This is a genomic window from Ruegeria sp. HKCCD7181 (assembly GCF_057221055.1).
Genome location: NZ_JBWVBC010000002.1, coordinates 39,470 through 57,959, shown reverse-complemented (window position 1 = coordinate 57,959; position 18,490 = coordinate 39,470). Strand labels below are relative to the sequence as shown.

The following is an 18,490-nucleotide window of genomic DNA, read 5'->3' as shown; positions in this document are numbered from 1 at the left end:
CAAAATCTGACTAACGGACCCTGTCGCTATGACCAAGGCGCTGCAAAAATCTTATAGGAGTTTCAGTTTCCTGTTCCTGTTGAACTGGGACATGCTGCTCAGCTTTGGTGTGACCGCGTTAGCTCTGGCCGCTGGTGCGTATATCCTAGGTCTGTGATTCTTCTGAAATTGTCGACTTGTTAAGTGCGCAAAACAATGTGCGCCTTTGCCGTTTGGTCTTTTGACAAGACGGGGCATACCCGCTACTCAACTGCTAAAGTCTGAAAATTCTGGGTAGAAAAAAAACATGGCGGACAGCAGAGGTACGGGCACATCCTGCGGCTTGAACATGTCGCAAGGCAAGATTTTGTGGCGAGCACTAGCGTTTCTTTTTCTCTTTACGGGGCTGAGTTTACTGGCTTTGCCGCAGGCGGTTCAGGCGCAGACTTACACGATCACCAACTTCCAGGTTGAAGGAAATCGGCGGATCGAAACCTCGACGATTATCACGCGAACGGGAATCGAAGCTGGTCAAACCGTGACAGCTGGGCAGCTAAATGATGCCTTTCAGCGTTTGCTTGACAGTGGCGTTTTTGAGACAGTTGAACTGACGCCTCGAGGCAGCACTCTGGTCATCGAAGTCGAGGAATATCCCACGATCAACCAGATCAGCATTGAGGGGAACCGCCGCGTCAAAGACGATATTTTGCTGGATGCGATCGCGTCTCAGCCGAGACGCGTATTTACTCCGCAGGTGGCGGAAGCGGACGCGGATCTGATCGCTGAAGTGTATTCCGCACAGGGTCGGATTGCGGCCACCGTCATTCCGCGCATCATTCGTCGTAGCGACAATCGTGTTGATCTTGTTTTTGAGGTTGCCGAAGGCACCACCATCGAAATCGAACGCGTGAGTTTTGTGGGCAACCGGGCTTATTCCGACCGGCGTTTACGCCGCGTTCTGGAGACCAAACAGGCCAATTTCCTGCGGACCTTCCTGCGTGGGGATACCTTTATTGCGGATCGGATCGAATTCGACAAACAGGTGCTGCGAGATTTCTACCTATCTCGAGGTTATGCAGACTTCCGCGTCAACAGTGCGAATGTGGAACTGACCCGCGAGCGCGATGCATTCTTCCTGGTCATCAATGTTACCGAGGGGCAGCAGTTCAAATTCGGTAATATTTCGACCGTAAGCGAAATTCCGGGCGTAGATGCGGCCGCTTATCAGGACGCACTCAAGATCAAACCGGGCGTTGTTTATTCACCTACGTTGATCGAAAACTCGATCGCGCGTCAGGAGCGGCTGGGCATCAAGCAGGGTGTCGACTTCCTGCGGGTTGAACCCCGTGTGACCCGTAATGAACGGGATCTGACCCTGGATGTTCAGTTTGTTCTAACCAAGGGTCCTCGGATCTTTGTCGAGCGTATCGATATCGAGGGTAATACCACCACACTAGATCAGGTGATCCGCCGTCAGTTCGACACGGTTGAAGGCGATCCGTTCAACCCGCGCGAAATCCGCCAAAGCGCAGAGCGCATCCGTGCGCTTGGGTTCTTTGCTGTGGCAGACGTTGAAACCCGCGAGGGCTCTACCCCCAGTCAAGTGATCGTGGACGTAGATGTCGAAGAACAGCCGACAGGCTCGCTTAGCCTGGGTGGCAGTTACTCGGTTTCAGATGGTATCGGGATCGCAATCGGCTTGAACGAGTCCAACTTCCTGGGGCGTGGTCAAAACCTTGGGATTACACTGTCAACTGCACAGGACTCGGAACAATACGTAATAAACTTTAGCGAGCCCTATTTGCTAGGTCGGAAACTGCGGTTTGATCTCGGAACTGGTCTGGCCACCACCAATTCAAGTTTTGCGACCTTTGACACCAAAAGCGTGTTCTTCAATCCTCAGCTGAGCTATGCCATCGGCGAGCTATCCTCGCTGCGGTTGCGCTACGGCTGGAATCGCAGCGAAATGACTGAGCAAAGCGGGCAAACCAGCGGCGCCGTGATTTCTTCGGAAATTGCACAGGGTAAGCGGACCGCCAGTTCGATTGGTCTCTCTTATGTCTACGACAGTCGCTTGGGTGGTCTGAACCCCAATGCCGGCGTGCTTCTTGAAGCGAATGTTGATGCCGCCGGTTTGGGTGGAGACAGTGAGTTTATAAGGACGACAGCTCGCGCGATTGCGCAGCAAAGAGTGCTGAATGAAGAAGTTGTTTTGCGCGCCACACTGGAACTTGGCGCCCTGAATTGGACCGGCAACGACTTTAGCCGAACCCTTGATCGCTTTGTTTTGGGGCCGAGTGTTTTCCGAGGCTTTGAACCTGCCGGCATTGGCCCGCGCGATTTGTCTAACGGTCAGGATGACGCGATTGGCGGTAACTACTATTGGGTTGCCCGGTTCGAGTCGGACTTTCCGCTGGGACTACCTGAAGAGCTTGGTCTGCGTGGTGGTGTGTTCTACGACGTTGGAAACCTTTACAATCTCAACAACGTTAATACTGCGGGTGGCAATATCGTTGGGGCAGATGGTTCCATCCGTCATGTGGTCGGGCTTTCAGTGCTCTGGACTACTCCGTTTGGACCGTTGCGTTTCAACTTCTCCCACGCGTTGAAAAAGGAAGCCTTTGACAAGGAACGGAACTTTGACCTGACCATTCAGGCTCAGTTCTAAAATCTGATGTTCGTGGGATTAACAAACAGATTACAGGGCCCGATCCGGGCCCTGTGTGTGTTTCTGGCGTTGGGAACGGCTGGTGCCGTTGAAGCGCAACAACTAGGTGTGCCGCAATTAGGTGTGTTGACGATTTCGGGCGAGAAATTGTTTTCCGGGTCGGCATTCGGTCAGCGCGTGTTTCGCGAAATAGAAGCGGAAAGCGAAGTTTTGGCCGAGGAGAACGAACGCATTGTTGCTGCGCTCAGCAAAGAGGAAAGAGATTTAACGGAACAAAGGGCTGAGCTGACGGCCGAACAGTTTCGTCCTCTGGCCGAGGCATTTGACGACAAGGTTCAAAAGCATCGCGAGAGCCAACGGGCCAAATTGGATGCATTGGCACAGCGCAGCGAGGAAGCGCGCAATACCTTTGTCGAGATGGCGCAGCCCGTATTGATTGAGCTGATGCGCGAAACGGGCGCTTCGATCATTATCGAACGGTCCAGCGTTTTCCTGAGTTCGGACGCGTCTGATATCACTGACGCAGCTATCGCGCGGATCAATGCGGCCATCGGTGATGGGCAGGCGCTTGAGGATGGGCGCGGCGAATAGGTTGGCTTGCCCTTAGGGACTGGTATTGCTAACCACGCGGAACAGAGAAATTCAGAACGGGACATCTGCACAATGACCACGGAAACCAAGAGTGCCGACATTCAGTTGATTCAGCGCATTCTACCGCATCGTTATCCGTTTCTTCTGGTCGACAAGGTCGTGGATATTTCAGGATATCAATCCGCAGTGGGCATCAAGAACGTTACCATGAACGAGCCGCACTTTCAGGGGCATTTCCCGGGTACTCCGATTATGCCTGGTGTGACCATAGTGGAGGCCATGGCGCAAACAGCGGGCGTCATGCTGGGCGTTGGCATGGATGTCATCGACAGCGAGTTGCTGATCTACTTCATGAACATCGACAAGTGCAAATTCCGACGCAAGGTTGTTCCGGGCGATGTCCTTGAGATGCATGTCGAAACGGTTCGCGGCAAAAAGGGTGGTAAGATTTTCAAGTTCAGCGGTCGTGCGACGGTTGAGGGCGAAGTTGCTGCCGAGGCTGAATTCTCGGCCTATGTCGACTGGGACATGGAAAAAACGGCATGAGCGGAATCCATCCCAGCGCAATTATCGAAGACGGTGCACAAATAGGTCAGGACTGTAAAATCGGTCCGTTCTGTTACGTTGGTGCACAGGTCCGTCTTGGGGATCGGGTCGAATTGAAATCGCATGTCGTGGTGACTGGCGATACGTCGATTGACGAAGATAGCGTGATCTTCAATTTTTCAGTCATCGGTGAGATTCCGCAGGATCTGAAGTTCGGCGGCGAGAATACGCGACTGGAGATCGGCAAACGCAACCGTATCCGCGAGCATGTGACTGTGAATACCGGCACCGAAGGTGGTGGCGGCGTAACTCGGATCGGGGATGACTGTCTGTTGATGGCAGGTGTGCACGTTGCCCACGATGTTCAGATTGGCGACCGTGTCATCATGGTCAACCACGCCGGCGCGGCGGGTCATTGCGTCATCGAGGATGACGTGATCGTCGGTGGCATCTCAGGTCTGCACCAATGGGTGCGTGTCGGGCAGGGCGCCATTATCGGGGCGCTGACTATGGTGGCCAAGGATGTGATCCCATATGGCCTCGTTCAGGCGCCTCGCGGCGAGTTGGACGGTCTGAACCTCGTCGGTCTCAAACGTCGCGGCGTTACAAGGGCTGACATCTCGGCCCTGCGCGCAGCGTTCCGAGAGTTGTCTGAAGGTGAGGGCACGTTCATGGATCGCGCCAAGCGTTTGGGTCAAGACGTCGAAAGCGAGTATGTCCGTCAGATTGTCGATTTTGTGACCGGTGACACGGACCGCTCTTTCCTGACACCGGGGAAATAATACTATGCTGGCGTTGATCGCAGGAACGGGCGCGTTGCCTGGTGAACTTGTACCTGCGTTGTCCGAACGCCCTCTGATCTGCGCGTTGGAAGGGTTTGAGCCGGATAGCTTGTCGGCAGAGCTTGTCTTCCCACTTGAGCAACTCGGGAGCTTCATTGCCGAGCTCAAGTCGCGTGGTGTAACCCAGATATGCATGGCCGGGGCAGTGCGACGTCCGGTCGTCGATCCCACTCGCATTGACGCAGCGACGATGCCTCTGGTTCCGATCCTGCAAAAAGCGATCATGTCAGGCGACGATGGTGCACTGCGCGCTGTGATTGGCATATTTGAGGACGCCGGGATGAATGTTCGCGCGGCCCATCAGATCGCGCCCGAGCTTCTGCCGCCGTTGGGTTGCTTGACCGAGGCCCAGCCATCTGAAAACGATCTGGCCGACGCTGACCGGGCGGCCGGAATTCTGCGTGCCATGGGGCCTGCGGATATCGGGCAAGCTTGCATTGTTCTGAAAGGGCAGGCGCTGGCTATCGAGAGTATTTTTGGCACCGCATGGATGCTGCAATCCCTGACCCAGAGACCGGACGCTGGGGGTGGCGTATTATTCAAAGGTCCCAAGCCTCAACAGGATCGGCGAGTAGACTTGCCGGCGATTGGGCCCGATACCGTATCAGGCGCCGTTGCTGCCGGCTTGTCCGGGATTGTCATCGAAAAGGGCGGTGTTCTTGTACTTCAACGGGATCGCGTTATCGAGGAATGTAACCGCCTGGGCCTGTTCCTGACCGTGCGCGAGCGGACGGTCTGATGAGAGTCTTTCTGGTCGCCGGAGAACCCTCGGGCGACCGGCTGGGCGGGGCATTGATGGAGGGCCTGAAGACGCTCGTCCCGGATGTTGAGTTTGACGGCGTCGGCGGTCCCCTGATGCAGGCGCAAGGATTGCAGAGCCGTTTTCCCATGGCCGAGCTCAGTGTCATGGGATTGGTTGAAGTTCTTCCGAAATTCTTTCACCTCAAACGCCGTATATCCGAAACCGGGCAGGCCGTACTTGATACGCAGCCCGATGTTCTGATCACCATCGACAGCCCGGATTTCTCGCTGCGCGTGGCCAAGCTGGTCAAATCCGCCAGTGACATTCGCACCGTTCACTATGTGGCGCCTTCTGTCTGGGCGTGGCGTCCGGGCAGGGCGGATAAGATGGCCAAGGTCATCGACCATGTTCTTGCCCTGCTGCCGTTTGAGCCGCCCTATATGGAACGTGCCGGAATGGAGTGTGACTTTGTCGGCCATCCGGTTGTGAATGAACCCATCGCGTCAGAACAGGACATCACAGATTTCCGCACGGCGTATGATCTGGGTGATGCACCTCTGGTATTGGCCTTGCCTGGATCACGCCGAGGCGAGGTCGACCGGCTAGCCCCGGTCTTTGGCGAAGCTCTGTCGATCTTTCTGCATGAGCGTCCGACCGCACGCGTAGTTGTTCCAGCGGTAGCGCATATGGTCGACGCAGTGTCCGAGCATGTCCGCAACTGGCCGGGCAGCCCCGTGGTCGTGGACCCGCGCAACTTGCCATCGGATCAGGCCGAGGGGCAGAAACGCGCGGCCTTCGCGGCGGCTGATCTGGCGCTGGCTGCGTCCGGGACCGTTTCGCTTGAGTTGGCAGCACAGTCGACCCCGATGGTTATTGCATATCGGCTCAGCTGGCTGACGCAGAAGATGGCAGAACGGATGGTCAATTTGGTTACGGTGACGCTGGTCAATCTTGTGTCCGACACACGTGCCGTGCCCGAATGCCTTCTGGACGAGTGTCAACCGGGCAAGATTGCAGCTGCGTTGACGCAGGTTTCGAATTCACCCGATGACCAGCGCGATGCCATGGAACTGACGATGGAACGGTTGGGGCGCGGTGGTGAGGCCCCCGGATTGCGTGCTGCCCGAGCGGTTCTGGAACGGATGGGCGCGTGATGCTGGACCATGTGGTTTTTGCCGCTTCGGCTTTCATGGCACAAGTGCTGACAAATCTTGACAATCTGGCTGCTTTGCTGGCGCTGATGATGGTTTCTGGTCCGCGGCGCGCAGTTCTTGGCTTCTTGTTGGCGCAGATAATCGTGATTTACGCTGCTCTGCTGCTGGCTTTTGGGGTCGAGGATGTGGTGCCGCAGTGGGCCGGGTATCTGGGGGTGATCCCGCTGACACTTGGCGTTATCGGCGTGGTTCGACAGATTTGGGGGCAACGGTCCGAGGAAACCCCGAGGGTTTCTGCAGGCGCTTCTATGCTTGTGACCATGATGCTGTTTATCAGCCTATCGATGGACACGTTTGCCGTTCTGGCGCCACTGCTGGCGGATTCAATTCCCAGTTTCCGGGCGGCAGGAGTAATCGGTGCGACGCTGGCGGCCTTGGGGTTGGCGCTGTTGGGCTTGATGGGCGCGCGCGCAAGCTTCATGACCGGCGGGCTGGCACAAAGACTGGAACGCCTTGTTCCCTATGTGATGATCTGTGCCGGTCTTTATATCCTAAGCAACTCCTGGACTGACGCGATTTAGTACCCGCGCCAAATCCAGCCGCCGCCAAAAATGCGGCTGCCTTCACCTTCGTAAAACACACAGGCCTGCCCGGGCGATATGCCTTCCTCGGGCGTCAGCAGCTCAACCTCGGCTGTGGTGTTCGAAAGCGGCCGGATGATCGCCTCACGCGGTGGACGGGTCGAGCGGACTTTAACCGAGAAGTGCCACTCATCCCGAGAGGTGAACGGTTCATCCCCAAGCCAGTTGATCTCGCGCACAGGGATGACACGGGTGGCCAGCATTTCTTTGGGCCCAACCACGACCTGTTTTTTGTCCACGTCCAGCTTGACCACGTAAAGCGGCTCGCTAAGACCACCGATGCCCAATCCGCGGCGTTGCCCGATTGTGTAGTGAATAACGCCGTCATGCTGGGCCAGCACACGGCCATCGGCATGGACTATCTCGCCGGGTTCAGCTGCACCCGGGCGCAGCTTTTCGATCACGCTGGCATAGTTGCCGTTGGGCACAAAACAGATGTCCTGACTGTCGGGTTTGTCCGCCACCGCCAACCCGTATTGCGCCGCCATCTCGCGTGTCGCGTCTTTTGAAGGCAGATGACCCAGCGGGAAGCGCAGGAAGTCCAGTTGCTCGGGCGTGGTCGAGAACAGAAAATAGGATTGGTCGCGGTTCGCATCCTCGGCACTGTGCAGTTCCGGACCATTGGAGCCCATCTTGCGCTGGATGTAATGTCCCGTGGCCATGCAGTCAGCCTCAAGATCCTTGGCGGTTTCCAGCAGGTCCTTGAACTTCACACGTTCATTGCAGCGAATGCAGGGCACCGGTGTTGCGCCGGCCAAATAACTGTCCGCGAATTCGTCAATCACCGCGTCTTTGAAGATGTTCTCATAATCCAGAACGTAATGCGGAAAGCCGCGCTCTTCCGCAACGCGCCGCGCATCGTGGATGTCGATCCCCGCACAGCACGCACCTTTCTTGGCCAATGCCGCCCCGTGGTCATAAAGCTGCAGCGTCACACCGATCACGTCATATCCCTGGTCCGCGAGATAGGCCGCCACAACAGAACTGTCTACACCACCAGACATAGCCACAACCACCCGCGTGTCCGAGGGCGGTTTGGCAAAGCCAAGCGTGTTCAGCGGGGTCTCGGTATCGAGGGCCATTGGCGGTTCCAGTTCGGGTTAAGAAAGACCGGCAGAATATAGGAAAATTCTACACACTCTCAAGGGGCGGTTTCACTTGGCTTTAAGTAGGCTGGAGTCAGCTTTGATGCAGCAGGAAAAGGGTAGAAAGATGTATTTGCACAAAGTGGAAGGACCAAGGTCGATCACGTTGCCGGATGGATCCATTATGACACGGGCGGATTTGCCACCGGCGGATACACGCAGATGGGTCGCGTCACGCAAGATTCTGGTGGTGAGGGGCGTGCTTTACGGACTGATTTCATTGTCTGATGCGAAAAAGCAGTACGGTATCTGCGACGAAGAATTCAACACATGGGTATCGATGGTCGCCGAACACGGTGTGGACGCGTTGAAAGTGACGGCATTAAAAAAATATCGACAACCTAGGGGAGAAAGTGAATAAAAGATTCAACGGTAACGCCAGATTAACCATTTTTGTTCAGGCTCGATTTTAATTGGAAAGATTGAACTGAATTGGAGCAGTGTAATGCGAATACTTCTTGTCGAGGATGATCCAACAACGTCAAAAAGCATCGAGTTGATGCTGACACATGCCAATCTGAACGTGTATGCGACGGACCTGGGCGAAGAAGGTATCGATCTGGCGAAACTCTATGATTATGACCTGATACTGCTGGACTTGAACCTGCCGGATATGAACGGGCATGAGGTTTTACGCCAGCTTCGGATTGCGCGCGTTGAAACACCGATCCTGATTCTGTCCGGCGCGGATGACACCGAAAGCAAGATAAAGGGCTTTGGTTTTGGAGCGGACGATTACCTGACCAAACCTTTCCACCGCGAAGAGCTGGTGGCGCGAATTCATGCGATCATCCGGCGGTCAAAAGGGCATTCGCAATCGATCATCCACACCGGTCGCGTGGCGGTCAATCTGGATGCCAAGACGGTCGAGGTGGCGGGCAAGACGGTGCACCTGACTGGCAAGGAATACCAGATGTTGGAGCTTCTGAGCCTGCGTAAGGGAACGACCCTGACCAAAGAAATGTTCCTGAACCATCTCTATGGCGGGATGGACGAACCCGAACTGAAAATAATCGACGTGTTTATTTGCAAGCTGCGCAAGAAGCTCAGCAATGCCACGGGCGGCGAGAACTATATCGAAACGGTCTGGGGCCGGGGATATGTTCTGCGCGATCCGCAGGCGAATAGTGTTGACGAAACCCGCATGGCGGTTGGCGCCTGATTTCATCCTATCACTGCCGTCGCTGGTCCAGGGCGGCAACCTCGCTCACGGCTCAGCACAGTACTGGACCTAGCCATGGCCTCGCCCTATCACTGGGGTCCAAGAAAACGTGACGGGGCGAGGCCATGAGCGAATCCATTCCGGTATCAGAGCTGACCGAGGACACGGCGCAGGCTGAATTGGCTCGGCTGGCAGCTGAAATCCTCAGGGCCAACCAACTGTACCACGCCGAGGACGCACCAGAGATATCGGACTCGGATTACGACGCTTTGAAGCGCCGGAACTTGGACATCGAGGAGCGATTTCCGCATCTCAAGCGTCCGGATAGCCCGACTGATCAGGTTGGCGCGCGCGCTGCAGAGGGGTTCTCGAAGGTTACGCATGCTGTTCGCATGATGTCTTTGGGCAATGCGTTCGATGACGAAGACGTCGCCGATTTCGATCGTTCGATTCGAAAGTATCTTGGTCTGTCCGGCGATGCGCCGCTCGCTTTTACCGCTGAGCCCAAAATTGACGGTCTTTCGTTGTCTTTGCGGTACGAGCGCGGCAAGTTGGTTCAGGCCTCAACCCGTGGTGATGGCGAAGTCGGTGAAAACGTGACTGCCAACGCGTTAACGGTGACCGATATTCCACATGAAATCGACGATGCACCCGATGTGTTGGAAGTACGCGGCGAGGTCTATATGTCTCACGCCGATTTCGATGCACTCAACGCGCGACAAACCGAAACCGGGGGCAAGACATTTGCCAATCCCAGAAACGCTGCGGCTGGTTCTTTACGGCAACTGGACGCGTCGATCACTCGATCACGTCCGCTGCGGTTTTTTGCTTATGCCTGGGGGGAATTGTCCGCGCCATTGGCGAATACACAAATGGAGGCAATTCAGCGACTGAAGTCTCTTGGGTTCCAAGTAAACGACTTGACTAGGTTGTGTGACACAACCCAGCAGATGCTGGATCATTATCGCCAGATCGAAGCACAGCGTGCGACCCTTGGATATGACATCGACGGGGTTGTCTACAAGGTGAACGACCTGGGTCTTCAAGCCCGGCTTGGGTTTCGGTCAACGACGCCCCGCTGGGCGATTGCGCATAAATTCCCGGCAGAACTGGCCTGGACCCGGCTCGAGGCGATCGACATTCAGGTCGGTCGTACCGGTGCGCTAAGCCCTGTGGCTCGGTTACATCCGGTAACTGTCGGCGGTGTTGTTGTTTCGAACGCAACGCTGCACAACGAAGACTATATTGCCGGGCGGGATGCCAAAGGCGGTGTGATCAGGGGCGGCAAAGATATTCGAATTGGCGACTGGGTGCAGGTCTACAGGGCGGGCGATGTTATACCAAAACTCGCGGACGTTGATCTAAGCAAAAGGCCCGACGATGCTGACCCCTATAAATTCCCAACGAAATGCCCGGAATGCCATAGCGAGGCTATTCGGGAAGATGGCGACGCGGTGCGTCGGTGTACCGGAGGCCTGATCTGCCCGGCTCAGGCCGTTGAAAAGCTGAAACATTTTGTTTCACGCAAAGCCTTCGACATTGAGGGGCTGGGTGCAAAGCAAGTCGAGATGTTCTATGACGACCCGGTTCTGCCCATAAACGTGCCCGCCGACATATTCTCATTGCAGGTGCGCGACGCCCAAAATCTTGCTCGCCTGAAAAACAGGGACGGTTGGGGTGAGACGTCGGCCAGTAATCTTTTCGCGGCAATTGATGAAAAACGGACTATTCCCTTTGCGCGCCTGTTGTTTGCCCTTGGCATTCGACATGTGGGTGAAGTGGGCGCGCGCGATCTGGCACTTTATTATCGCGATTGGGACTCCATGGCACAAGCCATCGATACAGCGCGTCCCGCCGCGTTGGCGCATCGACAGGCAGATGAAGCAGAAGAAGCCGAGCGGAACACCGCGGTGACCGAAAATCGCCGGGCGCGTATCAAGGAGGCGCGGGACGCTGCGACCACCGCGCTGGATGTTCCTGCAGCCGCAGCCATCGCTTGGTCGGATCTGACTGGAATTGATGGCATCGGCGCGACGCTGGGATTGTCTTTGTCCGATGCCTTCGCCAACGCGGATGAGCGACGGGCGTTTGACGATTTGCGTGGCCATTTGGTGATTGTCGCGCCCGATGCACCGGCCACGAACAGCCCTGTGGCCGGAAAGACCGTTGTCTTTACCGGAACGCTGGAAAAAATGACCCGCGCAGAGGCAAAGGCACGGGCCGAAGCGTTGGGGGCAAAGGTGTCCGGTTCTGTTAGCCAAAAGACCGACCTGCTGATTGCTGGGCCGGGTGCGGGATCAAAGGCTAAGAAAGCGGCGGACCTTGGGATAGAAACCCTGGACGAAGATGGCTGGTTGCAGCTGATCGGGGATGCATGACGGGCCGTCCCGAGAAACTTTTCCCGCTATTCGCTGGGTTGGAAACGCTGGATGGTGTTGGCCCCAAGACCGCTCAGCACTTGGCGCAGCTGGGGATCGAGTCCCCGCGTGACGTGCTGTTTTCATTACCCTATGCGGTCGTGGACAGGCGGCGTCGCGATACGATCAAAGGTGCCGATCTGCCCTCGACGCTGACGGTAGAAGTGACGGTTGGGGCTCATCGTCCTGCGCGAAATCGCGGTGGAGCATATCGTATTCAGGTTGAAGACAGTCAATCCGATTTCCAGCTTGTTTTCTTCCATGCGCGTGGTGATTACCTAAAGAAAATTCTGCCTCAAGGTTCCCGCAGGGTGGTTTCGGGCAAGCTGGAACTGTTCGATGGTATGGCGCAGATGGTTCACCCGGATCACATTGTACCTCCAGAGGAAGCGGGAGAGTTGCCCGAGTTCGAACCAGTCTATCATTTGACACAGGGCGTCACTCAGAAAACTGCGTATAAGGCGGCGCAGAGTGCTCTGGAGCGCGCACCTGACTTGGCGGAGTGGGCCGATCCAGCGCAGGTCGACCGCCAAAACTGGCCCGATTGGGTAACGGCCATGCAGGCGGCGCACCATCCAAGAGGGGCGGATGACGTGGCACCATTTGCCCCGGCGCGGGAACGGCTGGCCTATGATGAACTGTTCGCGCACCAACTCACTTTGGCTTTGGCGCGCCTGCGTGAACGGAAGACCCGCGGGGTAGTCAGCGTTGGAACCGGAAAGCTTCAGTCCAATGTCCTGAACAGTTTGCCGTATCGCCCCACAGAGGCACAATCGCGCGCGGTTGGCGACATTTCCACCGACATGGCGTCCGATACACGGATGAACCGATTACTTCAGGGGGACGTGGGTGCAGGTAAGACGTTAGTGGCGTTTCTTGCGCTGCTGATCGCGGTCGAGGCCGGAGGGCAGGGGGTCATGATGGCGCCTACCGAAATACTTGCGCGCCAACATCTCGAAGGGCTGCGGCCGCTTGCCGAAGAGGCGGGTGTGGTGCTGGAAATTCTGACAGGGCGCGACAAAGGAGCTGAGCGGCGCGCTAAGTTGGCGGCGCTGAAACGCGGCGACATCCAAATTCTGGTCGGAACGCATGCGGTGTTTCAGGAAGACGTTGAATTTCACGATCTGCGTCTGGCTGTCGTCGACGAACAGCATCGATTTGGTGTTCGGCAGCGCATGGAGCTGTCCGAGAAAGGGCGGCGCGCAGACGTTCTGGTCATGACCGCCACTCCCATTCCACGCAGCTTGGCGTTGGCTCAATATGGCGACATGGATGTGTCGGTTCTGAATGAGAAGCCGCCCGGACGAAAACCCATCAAAACCGCGATAGTAAGCACCCAGCGCATGGAAGAGGTGGTGGCCCATCTTCGCCGGGCGATTGAGGAAGGTACGCAGTGTTATTGGGTGTGTCCTTTGGTCGATGAGTCCGAGGTTTCGGATCTGACAGCGGCGGAAGAGCGTTTCAAACGTTTACGAGCGCTGCTGGGTGATGATGTCGTTGGGTTGGTTCACGGCCAGATGCCACCGGCTGATAAGGACGCGGCCATGGCTGCATTTCAGACAGGGCAGACCAAGGTTCTGGTGGCGACAACGGTCATCGAAGTTGGTGTGAATGTTCCCAACGCCACAATCATGGTTATCGAACGGGCCGAGATATTTGGGCTTGCACAGCTCCATCAGCTGAGAGGGCGCGTCGGACGCGGCGAAGATGCGTCGACCTGTCTGTTGATGTATCAGGCCCCGCTTAGCGAGGGCGGGAGAAAACGGCTGGAAGTACTGCGTGAGACCGAAGATGGGTTTCGCATTGCTGAAACAGATTTACAGATGCGAGGGGCTGGTGATCTGATTGGAACCGCCCAGTCCGGTCTGCCAAAATTCCGCATTGCCGATCTGGAACGACAGGCCGGGCTGATGGCTGTGGCGCAGTCTGACGCACGAGCTCTACTGGCAAGTGATCCCCAACTGAAGTCGGAACGTGGACAGGCGGCCCGTGTTCTGTTGTGGTTGATGAAACAGGATCAGGCGATCCGTTTGATTTCAGTGGGTTAGCCAATTTGTTCCGCTAAGTTCACAAATGTTCTCAAAAAGTTCTTTACCGACTCGGAAAAATATGAGAACAAAAGGTCAACAAAGGATTAAAGCTCTGACCGGAGGTGAGACTATGCTGACCCAGATCAAGACCGCTTTCAGCCGTTCGCAGGCCACGCTTTTGCAGGATGCAGCGGGCGTTGCGTCTTTGGTGGTTATGCTGATGGTTGCCCTTCACCTACCGATGGGGTTCTGACCCTTTCTGCCTGCGATCTCGTGCCGAATGACCCGCGTTTATCATCCCCATCTATATCAAGGGTGACCTGCCTGTCCCAAATCCCTTGAAGGGGCCTGCCTCGGCCCCACGCGGAATTCCGGATCCCACACGAGACACGCATTGCCTGCCGCCGCCCTTTCCGCCCGGAAGGAGCGGCGGTTTTTTTATAGCTGACCGGTGTGGATTATTTCGAGCATGGCCGACAATACTGAATTGACGGCAACCGACGCCAAAATCATGCCCATAACACGGCTGATGATTGCGGCGCCTGAATGGCCGATCCAGCGAATGATCGGTTCAGCCAGTAGCATCAGAACAAACGCAATGGCGATTACGGACAGCATGACTAAGGCTGTAATCCCCTGATCTGCCACGCTGAACCGATTGTTGTCAGTCAGAATGACGATCGCCAGCATGGCACCAGGCGAAGCCAGCGACGGCACGGCCAGCGGAAATATCGCTGGGTTGGCCTTGTGCATTTTGTCTTCCAAGTCCTCTTCGGCCTGCCGCTGTTCGATGTCCTGTTTGCTTTCTCCAAAAATCATCGTCAGTGCAAAAAGAAACAGAATTATCCCGCCGGCAACCTGAAATGAATTGAGGCCGATATCCAGTGCTTCGATCAGCAGTTGCCCGAAAACCAGAAAGAACAACAAAACGCCAGCGCTGACCAAAGCAGCCAACAGTGCTGTTTTTCGTCTGGCGGTAACTTCGATGCCCGCTGTGACGGCGATAAAAACAGGGATTGTACCGATCGGGTCAATGACGACCCAAAGCGTGACGAAATGCTCCAACAAATTGTTCAATCCGTCTCTCCCTCAGAATTGGAGTGAGACTAGACGGGTTTGTCAGAGAACACCACGATTACGCGCAGTTGGCCTGTTCAGCCTGTTTGATAGCCTCAGACGCTGCTTCGAGCGCCAACAGGATCGAGGCGTGCCGATTCTTGTACTCGCGGGCGGGTATCAGTACCTCAAGCCCGTCAAACGGTGCATCCGGGGCAGGGCCGTTTTTTTTCAGCATGTCAGACAGCTGGTCTCGGGCGGTTTCCACCTGGGCGCGTGTGGCGCCTATGATGGCGTTACCCACGACCGAAGCTGATGCCTGGCCCAACGCACAGGCTTTGACGTCCTGACCGTATTCGGAAATTCGTCCGTCCTGCACTTTGATGTCTACCGTTACAGTTGACCCACACAGTGGGGCCCGCTTTTTAACCGTTGCATCGGGGTTATCCAGCCGGTCCAGATGCGGAATATCAGCCGCCAGCGCCAGAATGCGCCCAGAATAAAGCTTGATAAGGTCTGTTTCGCCGGACATGGCTTTCCCTCGTTGGATGTTCCCCATACATAGTGGCCAGGCTCTGGGATGCAAAAGGTTTTTGCTATGTCACACACTGTCTCGTTCGACCCGTCGACTCTGAAATTTAACGACGCAGGGTTGATACCCGCAATTGCGCAAGACGAAGGTTCGGGCGAGGTCCTGATGATGGCCTGGATGAATGCGCAAGCTGTTGAGCGAACGCTGACATCGGGGCGCGTCACTTATTGGTCACGGTCCCGTCAAGCGTTTTGGGTAAAAGGCGAAAGTTCAGGCCATGTGCAGGAACTCGTTGACTTGCGGATCGACTGTGACCGGGATTGCCTGTTGGTTCTGGTTCGGCAGACCGGACCAGCCTGTCACACCAACAGGCGCAGCTGCTTTTACACAGCTATGAGGGACGGTGCTGAGGTGGAATTGATGTCTCCGATGGAATGAGGTTCCGACGAGAAGCACTCCTTTTATGAGACAATCAAAAATAGTTCTCACAGACCGACCATGGCCCTGATGTCCTTGGGCGAAGCTCCCTCGGAGCGGTACTTGGCGATTGCGCGGGCGTCATCGCGCTTTGCCAGGCGCTTACCGGACAGGTCACGGATCAATTGGTGGTGGTAATAGGTCGGTATCGGCAATCCAAGCAGGGTTTGAAGCAAGACGTGGATTTGCGTTGCATCAAACAGATCTTCTCCGCGGACGACATGTGTAATCTTCTGATCTGCGTCATCCGCGACAACGGACAGATGGTAAGAGCTGCCCATGTTACGGCGCACAAGGATAATATCTCCCACGGATTGCAACAGGGTTTCTGGATCAAGCGAATGATACCCGTAATTAGCGGCACCTGTTTCTTGAAACGATGGTAAAACAATCTCATCCAGAGATTTCTTTATGTTCAATCGCATGACGTCATTTGGACCAGCTTCGGACATGAGGCGATGACGGCAGGTGCCGGGATATATGCGCCCGTCCGGTCCGAATTGTGGAACACCTTCCTGAGGCGCTCCAGCGGCCGCTTCAATATCTGCACGGTTGCAGCAACACGGGTAGACAAGGTTCTTTTCGATGAGAATGTCCAACGCCTGACGATAGCGAGCTAATCGGTCTGATTGCCGCATCACGGGCTGAGCCCATTTAAGCCCTAGCCAAGCGAGGTCCTCATAAATCTGGTCTTCCCATTGAATGCGGGACCGGGATTGGTCAATATCCTCAATCCGCAACAAGAACTGCCCGCCATGGGCTACCGCCAGGTCGTAAGCCAACAGCGCTGAATAGGCATGCCCCAAATGCAAGGGACCCGTCGGTGAAGGTGCGAATCTAGTGGTGAATGTCACGTTTTATCAAAGCTATATATGTAAAAATTAATGTCTCTTGGTCGCTTTATCATCACGAGGCGAAGCTTGTCACAGGTGACAGACTTGTCTGCCCGGGCATCTTCTCGAAAGACCGTGATACTATGAGATACAGGGTACATGCGAATACTCTAGGCGCAGCCTTGCAGATGCGTCCAGTCAGCAATGAGCCAACCAATCTGTCCAAACGGCTTTAGCCCGGTCTGTATACGCCTTGTAACGGTCCTTGCGGCCCCGTCGCCCGCCTTTGAGGCCATCGACCGGTCGGAACAGACCAAAATTCACATTCATCGGTTGGAACGTCTTGGCCTCGGCTCCTCCAGTAATGTGGTGAATCAAAGCGCCCATTGCGCTGTCCTGCGGAACCTCAGGCAGCGGACGGTCAAGGATTTCTGCCGCTGCCAAACGGCCCGCCAGCAACCCCATAGCCGCGCTTTCGACATAACCTTCTACGCCGGTGATCTGCCCGGCGAAACGAATGTTGGGGCGCGACTTCAGCCGCATTTGCGCATCCAACAGGGTCGGCGAGTTGATGAACGTATTGCGATGAATGCCACCAAGGCGCGCAAAACTGGCATTCTCAAGACCCGGAATCATACGGAAAACATCGGTTTGTGCGCCGTATTTCATTTTGGTCTGAAAGCCGACAATGTTGAACAAGGTGCCCAGAGCATTGTCACGCCGAAGTTGCACGACAGCGTGGGGTTTCACATCGGGTTGGTGGGGATTGGTCAGGCCAACCGGTTTCATGGGGCCGTGACGAAGGGTTTCACGGCCACGCTCGGCCATGACTTCGATCGGCAGGCAACCATCGAAATAGCCCGCGGTTTCACCTTCGTGGAATTCTGTTTTCTCGGCAGCCAGCAACGCGTCGATGAATGCCTCGTACTGATCGCGGTCCATCGGACAGTTTAGATAAGCGGTGCGCTCTTCTTCGGTCTCGCCCTTGTCATAGCGGGACTGCATCCAGGCTTGGCTCATGTCTATGCTGTCGGCATAAACGATGGGCGCTATTGCGTCGAAGAACGCCAGCGCCTCGGCTCCGGTTTCGGCACGGATAGCAACACCCAGATCCGGTGAGGTCAGAGGACCAGTGGCAAAAATCCATTGGTCACTGTCGGGCAAAGCTGTCACCTCTTCCGCGGTCACGGACACACGTGGGTGCGCAAGCAGTCTGGCCGTGACGGATTCGGCAAACGGATCGCGGTCCACCGCCAACGCTCCACCGGCGGGCAGTCGATGCGCATCCGCGGTCGACATAATCAGCCCATTAGCGGCGCGCATTTCCCAATGCAGCAAACCAACAGCATTTTGTTCATCGTCGTCCGAACGGAAGGAATTGGAGCACACCATCTCGGCCAGATTGCCGGTTTGATGCGCAAATGTTCCCACTTTTGGCCGCATTTCGTGGATGACAACATCCACACCCATTTCTGACGCCTGCCAAGCAGCTTCGGATCCGGCCATGCCGCCGCCAACGATATGCAATTTTTGTGTCATGAGCAGCCAAATAGGGCAGAGCACAGTCAGACGCAACGCGCGTTTCGCCAATAATTTGTCTGGGAGTCTTGGGGTCGCCGCTGCGGGAATGTCTACGCCGGTGAGAGAAACCAGCTTGGAGGGACCTTCCGCCCAC

Annotated in this window: 19 protein-coding genes; 14 read left to right on the top strand and 5 right to left on the bottom strand. The window is 55.9% G+C overall.

Features of this window, described 5'->3' with window-relative positions; all coding sequences use genetic code 11:
- Positions 1–28 precede the first annotated feature (28 nt).
- The 8 genes from AC2TCY_RS03715 (at position 29) to AC2TCY_RS03680 (ending at position 7,103) form a co-directional block, all read left to right on the top strand.
- Positions 29–157 carry a hypothetical protein gene (locus AC2TCY_RS03715; RefSeq protein ID WP_480845586.1) on the top strand — a complete coding sequence of 43 codons (129 nt, stop codon included), beginning with the start codon at positions 29–31 and terminating at the stop codon, positions 155–157.
- A 129-nt stretch (positions 158–286) separates the two neighbouring features.
- Complete coding sequence (gene bamA / locus AC2TCY_RS03710) at positions 287–2,647, top strand: outer membrane protein assembly factor BamA (protein ID WP_480845585.1); 2,361 nt, start codon at positions 287–289, stop codon at positions 2,645–2,647.
- 57 nt (positions 2,648–2,704) lie between these two features.
- Positions 2,705–3,238 (top strand): OmpH family outer membrane protein, encoded by a 534-nt coding sequence (locus AC2TCY_RS03705; protein WP_480845583.1) that lies wholly within the window; start codon positions 2,705–2,707, stop codon positions 3,236–3,238.
- A 72-nt stretch (positions 3,239–3,310) separates the two neighbouring features.
- Entirely contained in the window at positions 3,311–3,784 is a 474-nt protein-coding gene (gene fabZ / locus AC2TCY_RS03700) for a 3-hydroxyacyl-ACP dehydratase FabZ (RefSeq protein ID WP_480845582.1), read from the top strand.
- Positions 3,781–4,566 carry an acyl-ACP--UDP-N-acetylglucosamine O-acyltransferase gene (gene lpxA / locus AC2TCY_RS03695; protein WP_480845580.1) on the top strand — a complete coding sequence of 262 codons (786 nt, stop codon included), beginning with the start codon at positions 3,781–3,783 and terminating at the stop codon, positions 4,564–4,566. The genes fabZ and lpxA overlap by 4 nt, the downstream gene beginning before the upstream one ends.
- A gap of 4 nt (positions 4,567–4,570) precedes the next feature.
- Positions 4,571–5,365, top strand: coding sequence for an LpxI family protein (locus AC2TCY_RS03690; protein WP_480845579.1), 795 nt, complete (start codon positions 4,571–4,573; stop codon positions 5,363–5,365).
- Positions 5,365–6,522 carry a lipid-A-disaccharide synthase gene (gene lpxB / locus AC2TCY_RS03685; RefSeq protein ID WP_480845577.1) on the top strand — a complete coding sequence of 386 codons (1,158 nt, stop codon included), beginning with the start codon at positions 5,365–5,367 and terminating at the stop codon, positions 6,520–6,522. The genes AC2TCY_RS03690 and lpxB overlap by 1 nt, the downstream gene beginning before the upstream one ends.
- Positions 6,522–7,103, top strand: a complete 582-nt coding sequence (locus tag AC2TCY_RS03680) for a hypothetical protein (RefSeq protein WP_480845576.1) — start codon at positions 6,522–6,524, stop codon at positions 7,101–7,103. Before lpxB ends, AC2TCY_RS03680 begins: the two co-directional genes overlap by 1 nt.
- On the opposite strand, the gene mnmA is transcribed toward AC2TCY_RS03680, so the two are convergent.
- Positions 7,100–8,245, bottom strand: a complete 1,146-nt coding sequence (mnmA, locus tag AC2TCY_RS03675) for a tRNA 2-thiouridine(34) synthase MnmA (protein ID WP_480845575.1) — start codon at positions 8,243–8,245, stop codon at positions 7,100–7,102. The two genes, AC2TCY_RS03680 and mnmA, sit on opposite strands and share 4 nt — an antisense overlap.
- Before the next feature lie 130 nt (positions 8,246–8,375).
- Here mnmA and sciP point away from each other — a divergent pair, with 130 nt between their 5' ends.
- From sciP to AC2TCY_RS03650, 5 genes are all read left to right on the top strand, one after another.
- A complete protein-coding gene (gene sciP / locus AC2TCY_RS03670) occupies positions 8,376–8,669 on the top strand; it encodes a CtrA inhibitor SciP (protein ID WP_480846354.1) in 294 nt (97 codons plus the stop codon).
- Positions 8,670–8,753: 84 nt separating this feature from the next.
- Complete coding sequence (ctrA, locus tag AC2TCY_RS03665; RefSeq protein WP_480845573.1) at positions 8,754–9,470, top strand: response regulator transcription factor CtrA; 717 nt, start codon at positions 8,754–8,756, stop codon at positions 9,468–9,470.
- Between the two features lie 125 nt (positions 9,471–9,595).
- Positions 9,596–11,848: an NAD-dependent DNA ligase LigA gene (gene ligA / locus AC2TCY_RS03660; RefSeq protein WP_480845572.1), complete on the top strand. Its 2,253-nt coding sequence runs from the start codon at positions 9,596–9,598 to the stop codon at positions 11,846–11,848.
- Positions 11,845–13,935, top strand: a complete 2,091-nt coding sequence (recG, locus tag AC2TCY_RS03655; protein ID WP_480845570.1) for an ATP-dependent DNA helicase RecG — start codon at positions 11,845–11,847, stop codon at positions 13,933–13,935. The genes ligA and recG overlap by 4 nt, the downstream gene beginning before the upstream one ends.
- A 112-nt stretch (positions 13,936–14,047) precedes the next feature.
- Positions 14,048–14,170 carry a hypothetical protein gene (locus tag AC2TCY_RS03650; protein ID WP_480845569.1) on the top strand — a complete coding sequence of 41 codons (123 nt, stop codon included), beginning with the start codon at positions 14,048–14,050 and terminating at the stop codon, positions 14,168–14,170.
- 185 nt (positions 14,171–14,355) lie between these two features.
- On the opposite strand, the gene AC2TCY_RS03645 is transcribed toward AC2TCY_RS03650, so the two are convergent.
- Together AC2TCY_RS03645 and AC2TCY_RS03640 are read right to left on the bottom strand one after the other, a co-directional pair.
- Positions 14,356–14,994 carry a MarC family protein gene (locus AC2TCY_RS03645; protein ID WP_480845568.1) on the bottom strand — a complete coding sequence of 213 codons (639 nt, stop codon included), beginning with the start codon at positions 14,992–14,994 and terminating at the stop codon, positions 14,356–14,358.
- A 58-nt stretch (positions 14,995–15,052) separates the two neighbouring features.
- Positions 15,053–15,505 (bottom strand): iron-sulfur cluster assembly scaffold protein, encoded by a 453-nt coding sequence (locus AC2TCY_RS03640; protein ID WP_480845566.1) that lies wholly within the window; start codon positions 15,503–15,505, stop codon positions 15,053–15,055.
- Positions 15,506–15,553: 48 nt separating this feature from the next.
- On the opposite strand from AC2TCY_RS03640, the gene hisI reads away from it, so the two are divergent.
- Positions 15,554–15,943 (top strand): phosphoribosyl-AMP cyclohydrolase, encoded by a 390-nt coding sequence (gene hisI / locus AC2TCY_RS03635; protein ID WP_480845564.1) that lies wholly within the window; start codon positions 15,554–15,556, stop codon positions 15,941–15,943.
- Between the two features lie 47 nt (positions 15,944–15,990).
- Here hisI and gluQRS read toward each other — a convergent pair whose 3' ends face one another.
- Complete coding sequence (gene gluQRS, locus AC2TCY_RS03630) at positions 15,991–16,836, bottom strand: tRNA glutamyl-Q(34) synthetase GluQRS (RefSeq protein WP_480845562.1); 846 nt, start codon at positions 16,834–16,836, stop codon at positions 15,991–15,993.
- Between the two features lie 177 nt (positions 16,837–17,013).
- Positions 17,014–18,354, bottom strand: a complete 1,341-nt coding sequence (gene trmFO, locus AC2TCY_RS03625) for a methylenetetrahydrofolate--tRNA-(uracil(54)-C(5))-methyltransferase (FADH(2)-oxidizing) TrmFO (RefSeq protein ID WP_480845561.1) — start codon at positions 18,352–18,354, stop codon at positions 17,014–17,016.
- Between the last annotated feature and the right edge of the window lie 136 nt (positions 18,355–18,490).

Excerpts from the sequence above, each read along its gene's own strand:
- AC2TCY_RS03715 (WP_480845586.1), top strand. The coding sequence starts at position 29 with ATGACCAAGGCGCTGCAAAAATCTTATAGGAGTTTCAGTTTCCTGTTC.
- bamA (WP_480845585.1), top strand. The coding sequence starts at position 287 with ATGGCGGACAGCAGAGGTACGGGCACATCCTGCGGCTTGAACATGTCG.
- fabZ (WP_480845582.1), top strand. The coding sequence starts at position 3,311 with ATGACCACGGAAACCAAGAGTGCCGACATTCAGTTGATTCAGCGCATT.
- lpxA (WP_480845580.1), top strand. The coding sequence starts at position 3,781 with ATGAGCGGAATCCATCCCAGCGCAATTATCGAAGACGGTGCACAAATA.
- AC2TCY_RS03690 (WP_480845579.1), top strand. The coding sequence starts at position 4,571 with ATGCTGGCGTTGATCGCAGGAACGGGCGCGTTGCCTGGTGAACTTGTA.
- lpxB (WP_480845577.1), top strand. The coding sequence starts at position 5,365 with ATGAGAGTCTTTCTGGTCGCCGGAGAACCCTCGGGCGACCGGCTGGGC.
- AC2TCY_RS03680 (WP_480845576.1), top strand. The coding sequence starts at position 6,522 with ATGCTGGACCATGTGGTTTTTGCCGCTTCGGCTTTCATGGCACAAGTG.
- mnmA (WP_480845575.1), bottom strand. The coding sequence starts at position 8,245 with ATGGCCCTCGATACCGAGACCCCGCTGAACACGCTTGGCTTTGCCAAA.
- sciP (WP_480846354.1), top strand. The coding sequence starts at position 8,376 with ATGTATTTGCACAAAGTGGAAGGACCAAGGTCGATCACGTTGCCGGAT.
- ctrA (WP_480845573.1), top strand. The coding sequence starts at position 8,754 with ATGCGAATACTTCTTGTCGAGGATGATCCAACAACGTCAAAAAGCATC.
- ligA (WP_480845572.1), top strand. The coding sequence starts at position 9,596 with ATGAGCGAATCCATTCCGGTATCAGAGCTGACCGAGGACACGGCGCAG.
- recG (WP_480845570.1), top strand. The coding sequence starts at position 11,845 with ATGACGGGCCGTCCCGAGAAACTTTTCCCGCTATTCGCTGGGTTGGAA.
- AC2TCY_RS03650 (WP_480845569.1), top strand. The coding sequence starts at position 14,048 with ATGCTGACCCAGATCAAGACCGCTTTCAGCCGTTCGCAGGCCACGCTT.
- AC2TCY_RS03640 (WP_480845566.1), bottom strand. The coding sequence starts at position 15,505 with ATGTCCGGCGAAACAGACCTTATCAAGCTTTATTCTGGGCGCATTCTG.
- hisI (WP_480845564.1), top strand. The coding sequence starts at position 15,554 with ATGCAAAAGGTTTTTGCTATGTCACACACTGTCTCGTTCGACCCGTCG.
- trmFO (WP_480845561.1), bottom strand. The coding sequence starts at position 18,354 with ATGACACAAAAATTGCATATCGTTGGCGGCGGCATGGCCGGATCCGAA.